Below are 10,335 nucleotides of genomic sequence, written 5' to 3' on the forward strand. Positions count from 1 at the left end.
ATCGTCCGCGAGGTCCACACCGCCCTCCTCGCCGACTTCACCGCCCTCAACACCCCTTGACGTCTATAGGAGCATCCTCAGGCGGATGCGCGACTGCTCGTCGGATGCTGACCCCCGCTATCCAGCGATGATCATCTGCCCGCAAGAATCTGCGCCATGATGAGCGCCGATTCGTCCCTCAGGCCTGAGAAGCCTCGCAAGCTCGTGTACGGCCACGCCAAGGCCCACGACTGCCTCGCCTTTGCCGACGCCGACACCGCGCCGGAGGAGGCCGGCGAGATCACCGCGATCTTCTCTGCCCGCACCTGGGGCGAGGCGCGCAGCGTCCCGTTCCGCCACACCTCGAACCCGGCTCGCACATCCGACGACGTTGAGGAGCACGACAAGCACGGCGACGACGAGCCGTTCGACATCCACGAACTCAACGCGGTGAGCGAGGGTGACTGGCCAGAGATGGTGACGAGCCGAGCCCTCGACCTCCTGCCCGAGGACATCCAGACCCGCTTCGCCGAGGGCGTTGCCACCGTGCACAACGGCGACTACCTGAAGTTCCCCCTCGCCGCCGAGCGCGATCTCCTGACTGCCCTGCGGGAACGGGGCTTCGAGGTGACCCGTGATGACGACCTGATCAACAAGCTGGACGCTTACGACTTTCTGTACGGCTGACGCTGTCAGCGCCCGTCGCCGAACCCCGCAGGCGTCGCGAATCGACCTGCTGGAGGCGGCCGGGCTACCCTCGATCCACGTGGCCCGAGACCTCCACAACGAGGCGCCGTAGCAGAAGGAGCGCAAACGCTGCTACACCGCCGCGCGCTGACCACACCTGCGTCAGCGTGCGGCGGCGAACGCCACGAACGGGCTGGGCTGCCCACTCCAGGACACGTGCAGAGCATCCCTCGCCCGAGTGCTCGCGACGAACAGCAAGCACCGCTCGCGGAGCAGGTCGCTCTCGTGCTGCAACGGATCGACATCGGACGGCGTGATCTCCTTGACGAACGGCACCGCTCGCGCCGTAACACCGACCACCGCCACGCAGCGGAACTCCAGCCCCTTCATCGCGTGCATTGTCGCGAGCCGCACCCCGTCGACGCCCGCTCCGGGCTGGTCCCGCACCCGGACCGCCGGAATCCCAACGGCGGCCAACGCCTCCTGTACGTCGCCCAGCGTGGTGTTGAACCTGGCGCACACCGCGATCTCACTCGCCGCGACGCGTTGCTCCAGCCACTCCCCCACCCGCTCGGCCAGCGCCGCGATCTCGGTCTGGCTCGTGGGGTACCCGGCGGCATGAGGCCGTTTGCCGTGCAGTAGTGACCGGTAGCCGGCGAGGCTGTCGTCGCCGTCGCCGCCGAGGTCCTCGACCCGCGACCCGACAAGCACGCCGGTGGACCAGGAGAGGATCTCCTCGGTATTGCGGTAGTTGACCCGCAGGCGACTGCTGCGCCCGGCGACCGAGATACCGAGGGCGTTGAGTGAAACCCGGGAGTCGTAGATCCGCTGATGCGGGTCGCCGGTGATGAAGAGATCGTCCGCGCCGGGCGCCACCGCGGCCCGCAGCACCCGCCACTGCATGGGATGCAGGTCCTGCGCCTCGTCCACCACAACGTGGTCGTACCCGTGGACGGTGAGGCCGGCGCCGCCGAGCAGTTGCGCCGCCCGCGCACAGATCTGCAGGTGGGTGCCGCTGCCGGCCGCCGACGTCTCCTTTCGGAACATCTCGACGGCGTCCCACACCCGGTCGCGCTGCCGCTGGCCCAGCGCTGACCCTCTCCCCCGCCGGTTCGCCGCGCGGTACTCCTCTCGGCTCTGCACGTTGTGGGCGAGGACCACGTGACGAAACTCCTGGGCGAGGAACTGCTCGGTCCAGGGCAGGGTGAGCCGCCGACACACCCGTCGCCACACCTGCCGCTCGTCGGCATCACCGATCGGGGTGGGCACCCGGCCCGCGAGGGCACGCACGACGCGATTGGCGAAGGCGTTCACCGTGGTCACCTCGACCCGCGCCAGATGCTGCTCGTCGTCAAGCAGCAGCGCCAGGTTCTCGCGCAGGGCGGAGGCCAGGGCATTGGTGTACGTGGTGAGCAGCACCCGGGCCTCGGACGAGCGGGAGAGCAGGTGCTTGACGCGGTGCAGGGCGACCACCGTCTTGCCCGTCCCCGGACCACCCGTCACCTGCGCCGGCCCCTTGTAGGAGTCCCGATACGCAAGCCGTCGCTGCGACGGGTGAAGGAACACCCGCCAGGCGGCGAACGGCTTGTCGAGGATCTCGGCCAGTTCGTCTGGCCGGGTCACCAGCATGATGCGGCTGGTGGTGTTGGCGATCGCCGCCGCCAGGCTCTCGCTCGGCTCTGGCGTCGCGGTAGCCGGCCGGCGCTCGGAAACGAGGTCACGGTAGACGTCATCCGGTGAGAAGCCCTCGGCGAGGTACTGCAGGACCTCGAACTGATCCTCGGGCAGCAGTGTGCCGATCGCCTCGAGTTGGGGCTTGTCGACGATCGTCCGGACGGCCCGCAGCACCTGGTCGTCAATGCCGAGGTGGCGCAGCACCGTGTCGGAATGGCGGGCGAACAGCAGTGCCGGTGCCTGCGCCGCTGCCTTCTCCAACGCCGGTGTGACCTGCTCGAGGGCGACGACGTTGCGGACCTCCAGCGCCCGTGTCGCTGTGTTGACCGTGTAGAGGCGCTTCGCCGCCCATGTGTACGCACCGTCGTGCGGGACAACATTCAGCAGCAGAAAGGTGTCGCTGCCGTCGTCCGGCGCCAGCACCACGCCCCGCCAGAAGTCGTTGATGCGGATCGTCCGCATGCGCTGGTCGCGCGCGTTGGTCACCGACTCCAGGTGCAGGCCCTTGTCCGCGTGCAGTTCGGCGATGGTGAGCTGCTGGAACTTCGCCATCGCCTTTCGTACACCGGCCTTTACCGGCTTTTCCAGGACGTCATAGCTCTCCCAGAAGCTGTTGGCGAAGGCGAGCTGAGGCACGAGGAACCTTTCTGGGGCGTGTCGACGGCGGCGGAAGCGAACGAACCGGGCCGGCAGGGGACCTCGTCCCCGTAGCCGCCTATGGAGATCCTTCGGGCGGTGTGGGATCGGTCCGATCGGTGACCGATCCCCGCAGTCCGCGACGTCAGAGACCGAAGACCTTCTGGGCGAGGTTTCGCCAGGCCGGGAAGTTCACCCCGCCTCGGTCGTCCGTCACGACCAACATGCCCTGCTCTCCACCACCATCCTCTGCCGGAAGGACCCCGTTTCGGGCGTACCAGTCCTTCTTCAGGGTCCACTTCGCCGCATACCGAGGGTCGGTGAGCATACCGAGGTGCTCCCAGATCACCGTTTCCCCAAGATCCGTGGTCACGGTGAAGTCGGGCCGGACGGTCCGTCTGTCGGTACCGGTGAAGGGCGCCTCGTAGTCGTAGGACAGGCCCAACTCGTGCAGCAGGTTGGCAATGAGCAGCTCGCTCTTGCTACGGACCAGCTCCCCTCGATCCGTGCGGTGGACCAGGCCGCGGTCCAGGACGGCTTCGCCGACCTGGATCGGTTCCGACGGGACGAAGAGATTCGTCAGCCGGCCGGCGGTGTCGGAGTGGACGGGGGAGCCGCGCTTCGCCACCTCGTCGAGGTCCGCCTCGTGCAGCAGGATCACCTTGCCCTTCTGGCGGGTCAGGGCGGTGTAGAGCAGTTCCCGACTCAGACCGGACCCGTCTGCCGGCAGCACGACGACCGTGATGCCGAACTCGCTCCCCTGCGACTTGTGGATGGTGATCGCCCAGGCGAGTTCCAGCATGGGTGCGCGAGAGTCGTCGGACCAGTCGTAGAAGTCGTACTTGACCTTCTCCCGGCCGCTGAACTCGATCTCGGTCTTGTTCGGCCGGGTCACCCACTTCGAGCGGGTCTGTCCGACCACCACCCCCAGCTCGCCGTTGGCCACGAAACGTTCCGCATCCCTGGGGTAGACCCGCGACTGCTTGAACTGGTGGTTGCGGATGTTGATGACCTTGTCGCCGACGACGATCCGTTCCGGGCCGATCGGCTTGGCGTTCCACCGGTTCGGCCCGACCGACTGTTCCAGGGCACGGGTGGCGAAGGCGTCCTTCAGCGCGCGGTTGATCTCGACTGTGCCCCAGCCCCGGCTCCGGACCGGCGACAGGATCTGCCAGGCATCGGCGTGCGCTCCCGCTCCGCCGGGGAAATAGAGATTTCCCTTGCCGGACACCACACCGCCGTAGCTGCGGCCGAAGGCCGCCGCGAGTTCCTGATCGGATGCCGACTTCATCTCCGGAATCTCCTCCCGCAGGACAGCGAGAAGCGTCGGGAACAGGTCGGCGCGGCCGTACCGGACAGCACGCAGGGTCGGCAACTTCTCTCCCGCGCGCAGCCGCTCCCAGACCAGGTCCGCAGCCGGCGAAAGCTCGCCGTCTGCGAACCAGCTGGCGAGGACCAGGTCGTCACGCTCCTGCCCCACCTGGCGACGGGGGATGGTCAGTTCGGCGTAGCCGGGTGCGCAGCGTGGGGTGCGGGTCGCGATGTCCTCGGGGGCGAGCCGACGCACGATGTCGACGAAGGGGCGTCCGGCGCCGATGGGAGGGAGTTGCCGGGGATCGCCGACCAGCACCAGCCGCTGTACTCCGGTGACGGCGTCGAGCAGCGCCGCGAGTTGCTCCTCGGTGAGCATGGATGCCTCGTCGACCACGACGGTCTTGAAGTGCTTCGCCCGGGTCTGCGCATCACCGGTGACGAGGTACCGCTCGGTCCACGGGTCGTACCGCTTGGTGGAGATCAGGAACTGCGCCAGAGTGACCGCTGGCGCGTCGACCCGCTGGGCGAGCTGGACACGGGCCTTGCCCGTGGGGGCGACCAGGAGCACTCCGCCAGCGGCCACCGACTCGGTGTGCCGCAGCACCTGGAGCAGTGTCGTCTTTCCCGTTCCCGCCGAGCCGATGAGGACGCTGATTCGCGACGAGTAGAGGGTGTTGAGGGCCGCCACCTTCTCGGCCCGGGCACGCTTCTCGGCGTCCAGTTCGTCCTCGGCGATGGTGGTGTCCATGGCCGGCAGGAGAGCGTTGAGGCGTGCCTCGAAATCGGGGGCGCCCGGGATGGGGGCTGCCTTGAGTCGCCGCCCGACCTGGTCGCGGATGACGTTGCCCACGCGGGTCAGATCTGCGAGCTGAAGGGCCGGTGCGCCGTTGGGCAGGATCACCCCGGTCAACGGGGCATCGACAGGCAGACTCCCCGCGGACAGGTGGTGGGCGTCGAGCAGATCCGCGGTCACCGGGCACGGCTCGGTGAGGTTCCGCCCTCGGATGCTGTTGACCAGTTCTGCCTGGGGCTGGAGCGTGTGTCCGGCCGCCTTTGCCCGCTGCAGCTCGTCGAGGAGGAGGGCACGTACCCGGCGGGCGTCGAGGTTGTCGTCCATGGCACTGGGCCTGGGCAGCGGGAACGTCGAGGCGATCCTGGCGTCCGGAAAGCACCCACGGTCGATGATGGAAAGAGGGACGCCCTCTGGCTGGTCGCGGTCCGCCTCGTACAGCCGGTAGGGGTTAGCGATGATCTGGTCGTCATCGCCCAGTGCCGAGTCGCGCTTCTCGAGCAGGAAGAACCGCTCCGCCTGGTCTCTCGTCAGGGAGAAGCCGCTCAGCAGTTGCAGCAGGCGACGTCGTTCTGGCTTGAGGGCCTTCCAGGTGGCTCGCAGGCTGGGCGTCAGGTGCGTCTTGGCGGTGACGCCCAGCCGGTTCGGGTCCGTCATCGCCTCTTCAAGCGTCTGCCACGGGTCGTTGCCGGGGCCGGTCGCCGCGGCGACCATGTGGGCGAACGTGACGTACTGCGGGACGCCCAGGGCAGCCAGGACGCTGGCCAGTCCGGGTCGGGGCCCACGTAGCTTCCAGAGTCGGTTGAGCTGCCCCTGCAGCCAGTCGAATCCGAGGGTGCCCGCGTCGTCTCCGAGGATGCGCCGCGCGGCACGTCCTGCCGCCATCAGGGCGAGCAGACCGTCGATGGCGAGGTCGTGGCTGACGTGTTCCGTGACGTACGAGAACGCCTCCCAGCCGCCCTCCGGCGCGAACGCCAGAGCATCGTCGATGTCGACGCCCTTTCGGTCGCGAGCCTCCAGCAGCGCCTGGTACGGGAGCAGGAAACCCCGCTGTTGATCGGGGCGCAGCGAGTGTCCGATGCTGGTTTCCCACATCTGTGCGGGAAACGGCTCCCCGCCGCTGCTCCGGTACGCCCCGGTCGGGGTGACGTCGGTGACCATCGCGGCTCCGACGAGCAGCCGGCGCGGGTCGTCGCTCAGCGGGCTGTGCTTGGCGTAGAAGAAGACGATGCTCCGCTCCGGCTGGACGGTGCTGAAGAAGGCGTCCAGCAGTGCCCGCTGGTTGTCACCGTGCATCATCCATGTCGATTTGTCCCAGCCGGTGATGGCGTCGACCTGATCCTCCAGCTCGGGAAGCAGGCCGAGGCGGCGTTCCTCGTTGAGCAACTTCGCGCCGTCCCGGGACATCCAACGGAAGGGAACCGCCTGTGCGGAGTACGGCGGCATCGTCTGCGGGGTGGGTTGGAACGTCGCGAACGCAAGTGACTTCTTCGTGAACGGGTGCGTGCGTTGAAAGGGAATCACCCGTGGGGACATGAAGGTGGCCCGTTCCGCCACGCAAGGCGGGGCCTCAGCGAATGGCAGGTCGGCGATGTCCCGACCGGCGTTGCGTTGCTCCTGGTCGTCGCGGCGGTTCTGGCCGATGTTCTTCAGCAGCACGCACGTGCCGTTGCCGTGAGGGTCGGCGCAGACTGTTCCCTTCCAGCCGGTGTCGTGCCAGGGCACACGAATGGAGATGTGCTCGATCGGCGAGGTGTCAACCATGACGCTCTCCTCAGTCAGCGCCGCCCCGGCGGCAAAGAAGTGATCGGTCGGTTCTGCGGTGCGCTGCCCCCGTGAAGGGCGGTTATCGGGAATCCGGTCGACGCAGGCCTGACAGCAGGTCAGCGATCTCTCTACTGCTCGGATGTGTGGCGCTGTTGAGCCGGGTCAGATCCGCGAGAAGACGGGTCAGGGTCTGCTCCGCGGCTTTCCTCTGGCCGGCGCCAAGCTGAAGCAGACCGATCTGACGTCTCAGCTCCAGCGTGCGCGGGTCGTCCGGCCCGAACGCGTCGGTCTGGTCCCGCACCAACGACTCAAGCTGACGTAACGCCTCGCTTGTCTCCCCGAACAGCGCCCGGCAGGTGGCAGCCCTGAGCCGGCAGTGCAGCGCGATGTCGGCAAAAGGACCGGCGTCCCGGGCCACGTCCACGGCGAGTTCCTCGTACGCCGGGGCGGCCCGCCGGTAGTCCCCCTCCTCGAAGAGCGCGTCGGCCAGTTCGAGCCGGACACGTACTACGTCCTTGTCCGTCCTCCCGAGGGCGATGACCGCCGGAGCGACGGCGGCCGCGAGCACTTCCGCCGCCTGGCCGTAGCGGGACGAGCTGACCAGCCGGCTGGCTTCCGCGCGTGCGCGCCGTAGATCCGAGCGTCCAGCCCCCGACCTCTCGTCAGGCTGGCGTTGAGGTGGCGCCGGCGCAGCTGTGGACGTGGGCGACACGACCGGCCCGGCCAACGACGTTGCGGGGCCTGCGGTGAACACGCGTCCGAGCATCGAGCCGTACATCCGGGTCGGGCTCACCGTTGACGGTGCATGGAGTACCCCTGGAATCGGGCTGAGGTCGGTGACGAAGGGCAGCAGACGGTCGTAGACAACGTGGGCGCTCTGCGGCCGGTCCTCGGGTTTCTTCCGCAACAGGTGCAGCAGCAGCTTTTCCAGCGCGGCCGGCACGTCGTCCCGGACGCCGCGCACGGGCAACGGCTCGTGGGCGACCTGCTTGCTCCACACGTCGTAGGAGGTGGACCCGGTGAAGAGCCGCTCCCCGGTGAGCATCTCGTGCAGCGTGCAGCCCAGCGCGTAGAGGTCGGTCGCTGGGCCGCTGATGTTCGTCTGGATCTGCTCGGGCGCCATGTAGGGGGGCGTCCCAGGTGGAAGCCCGGTGGCGGTGATCTTCGAAAAGTCGGAGAGAGTGGGCGCCGCGGCGAGCCCGAAGTCGAGGACCTTGACCGCGCCGTCGGGCTGGAGCATGAGGTTGCTGGGCTTGAGGTCCCGGTGTACGAGCGAGGCATGGTGGGCGGCGGTGAGGACTGCGCACACCTGGGCGGCGATCGCGGCCGCCCAGCCGATGGGCAGGGCACCTTGCTCGGCCACCAGGTCGGCGACGCTGATCCCCTGGATGCGTTGCATGACGAGGTAGGGCCGGCCCTCGTGCGATCCGACGTCGTAGACCGCCGGAACGCCGGGGTGTTCCAGCCGGGCGGTGATCCGCGACTCGCGGACGAACCGGCGGATGTAGTCCTTGTCCGGCTCGCCGTCGGGGAACCGGATGAACTTCACCGCCACCGGCCGGTCCAGTTTGGTGTCGTGCCCGAGCCATACCTCGCCCATGCCGCCGCGGCCAATGGGCAGGTCGTCCAGCTCGTACCGGCTGTTGATCAGTGTCCCCACCACGGCCGCCCTCTCTGTCCTCGATTCATCGACATGGGCCGGCTAGTCCGTCACCGTCGGACGGAGCGTCCCATCGCCGAGCCCACGAAACGCACGCTCGACGAGCTCCTCGCCCAGCGCCGCCGTCTCCCGCAACCCCACCTCGAAGCTCATCAACCGACGGAACGCCTCGCCGATGACGCGCTGCTCCTGAAGAGACAGTCGGGGTATGCGGGTCCGCCGGACGTCGAAGCGCCCGCCGAGGGACGATCCACTGGAGCCGCCGCGCTGCGCGGTGCGCAGCGAGCCGGCCAGGAAGTACGGGTCCATCTGCTCAGGGTCGACTCGCAGCAGGTACAGCCGCGGCCCGAGCAGTGGTCCCGCAGCGGTCACGACGTGCACGGCGGGCGCGCGCGGCGCGAGGGGTGTCACCACGTCACCTGCCCGTAGGGTGACCGCGCCCGGCAGCGCAGCGCCAGTTGCGGAGGCCGGACGGCTGAGGCGTACGTCCTGAGCCGTGAGCACCGGCACGGGCCCGCCCTCCTGCGTGTTCATCTTCATCGGCGCCTGCCGGAGGGTAACCGCGCCGATCCTGATCAACTCGCCGATGGTGGTCATTGTCGGAGCTTCGGGCGAGGGGACATCCGTCAGGTCCGGCAGGGTCGGCACGAGAACCTCGACGGCGGCGGTCAACGACGCCAGCGCGGGCGGGAAGGCGGACGGGGCCGCGCCGACAGCATCCAAGTGCCGGGCCGGCGTGAGGTCCACGTCGTCGTCCAACAGGTCGATGACCGGAATCGACCGGCCACCGGCCGGCAGTCCATGCCCGGCCGAGAAGGTGGCCCAGGCCTGCACGGCGCGTGCGGGTTCCGAGGCGGCGTCGACCAGGAGTACCTTGTCCGCACGCGGCGCCCCGTCGGGGCGTTGCAGGAGCCACAGATCGGGTGCGACGGATCCGGTCGGTCCGGACGTCGCCCGGCAGATGATCGCCCGCAGTGCACCGGCCCGCAGCAGGTTACTCCGGATGCGTCGGCCGGAACGCCGACCGGCCGCGGCAGGCGGCATGAGGATCGCGACGAGTCCTCCGGGCTCGACGTGGCGCAGACAGTGCTGCACCCAAGCCAGTTCCGGCTCGCCGCGTGGCGGCAGGCCGTACTCCCAGCGCGGGTCGCCGGCCAGTTCGTCGCTGCCCCAGGCACGGTCAGCGAAGGGCGGGTTGCAGACCACCGCGTCGAACAGTTCCCCCGCATATGCATCGGCTCGCAGCGAGTCCGACACGGCCACCCGGACGTCGCCGGCATGCAGCAGGAGCCGGGCGGCGGCGATGCGCGCCGACGTCCGGTTCGCCTCCTGGCCGCACACGTGCCGGGCACGGCTGCCGGTAGCGGCGAGCAGCAGGGTGCCGATCCCGCAGGCCGGGTCGAGAACGGTTCCGGCCTTCGGAGCGGCGAGCGTGACCATGAGCGAGGCGAACGCCGTCGGGGTGACGGTGTGACGACGCGAGTGGACCTCCAGATAACGCTCGCAGAGAAAGTCGAAGACGGCGCGAGAGCCTTCCTGGTCGGCTGCCTCGGCGGCCAGGCGGACGATGGTCACCGCGTCCGGGTCCGGCACGTCGGTGATGAGGTGGGCGAATTCTGGAACGCCCCTCGCCAGGGCCTCCCGCAGCTGGTCCATCACCACGTCGTCGGGCTGGTCGGCGAGGCTCCTCCATGCGGCCGGATCCCGCTCTAGGAACACCAGGAAGCCACCGAGATAGCCGATCCGGTCGCCCAGCTCGAGGTCGGCGGCGGCACCACGCAGGGACTGCCACACCCGGTCCACGGGCGTCAGCTGGAACGGCCTGTCG

General features: G+C 68.9%; 5 protein-coding genes. 1 reads left to right on the forward strand and 4 read right to left on the reverse strand.

What is annotated here, in order from left to right; all coding sequences use genetic code 11:
* Nucleotides 1–156 precede the first annotated feature (156 nt).
* Complete coding sequence (locus ACPXCB_RS30660; protein ID WP_425879512.1) at nt 157–666, forward strand: hypothetical protein; 510 nt, start codon at nt 157–159, stop codon at nt 664–666.
* Nucleotides 667–828: 162 nt separating this feature from the next.
* On the opposite strand, the gene ACPXCB_RS30665 is transcribed toward ACPXCB_RS30660, so the two are convergent.
* The 4 genes from ACPXCB_RS30665 to ACPXCB_RS30680 form a co-directional block, all read right to left on the reverse strand.
* Complete coding sequence (locus tag ACPXCB_RS30665; protein ID WP_425879514.1) at nt 829–2,976, reverse strand: UvrD-helicase domain-containing protein; 2,148 nt, start codon at nt 2,974–2,976, stop codon at nt 829–831.
* 145 nt (nt 2,977–3,121) lie between these two features.
* Complete coding sequence (locus ACPXCB_RS30670) at nt 3,122–6,844, reverse strand: AAA family ATPase (protein ID WP_425879516.1); 3,723 nt, start codon at nt 6,842–6,844, stop codon at nt 3,122–3,124.
* Nucleotides 6,845–6,926: 82 nt separating this feature from the next.
* A complete protein-coding gene (locus tag ACPXCB_RS30675; RefSeq protein WP_425879518.1) occupies nt 6,927–8,510 on the reverse strand; it encodes a protein kinase domain-containing protein in 1,584 nt (527 codons plus the stop codon).
* A 39-nt stretch (nt 8,511–8,549) separates the two neighbouring features.
* Nucleotides 8,550–10,100 carry an HsdM family class I SAM-dependent methyltransferase gene (locus tag ACPXCB_RS30680; protein WP_425879519.1) on the reverse strand — a complete coding sequence of 517 codons (1,551 nt, stop codon included), beginning with the start codon at nt 10,098–10,100 and terminating at the stop codon, nt 8,550–8,552.
* Between the last annotated feature and the right edge of the window lie 235 nt (nt 10,101–10,335).

The organism is Micromonospora sp. DT62, assembly GCF_049847285.1.
Classification (GTDB): domain Bacteria; phylum Actinomycetota; class Actinomycetes; order Mycobacteriales; family Micromonosporaceae; genus Micromonospora; species Micromonospora reichwaldensis.